Origin of the sequence: Halocynthiibacter sp. C4, assembly GCF_028823805.1 — a bacterium.
GTDB lineage: Bacteria > Pseudomonadota > Alphaproteobacteria > Rhodobacterales > Rhodobacteraceae > Falsihalocynthiibacter > Falsihalocynthiibacter halioticoli.
Genome location: NZ_JAPEIE010000009.1, coordinates 1 through 285 on the forward strand (window position 1 = coordinate 1; position 285 = coordinate 285).

General features: G+C 51.2%; 1 protein-coding gene. It reads left to right on the top strand.

The genetic code is table 11. The features are described 5' to 3' along the window. On the top strand, positions 1-227 hold a 227-nt coding region (locus OU789_RS16810), incomplete at its 5' end, for a hypothetical protein (RefSeq protein ID WP_274656943.1). Positions 228-285: the final 58 nt, after the last annotated feature.

Sequence of the window (285 nt, forward strand, 5' to 3'; positions counted from 1 at the left end):
ATTGGCGTGACGTGTACGAACGCGATGGAGCACTGAGGACCTATTCGATGGGAAGGAAGAGGACGGGAAAATGGTTCGTGCGTGCGAACACTCTTTGTCTCGATCTTCCGGAGCCGGACGGCGGATGTTTCGAAGTCATGTCGGTCGGATCGCATATCGAGCTGATCCCGACAGGAACTGGATTGACGATTGAAGGCGTTCTTCAACCCATATCGGATCAAAAATGAGGTATGACGATGTCGTCGAAATCTGATGGGGAAATCCCACAGCCAAAGACCGAATTTT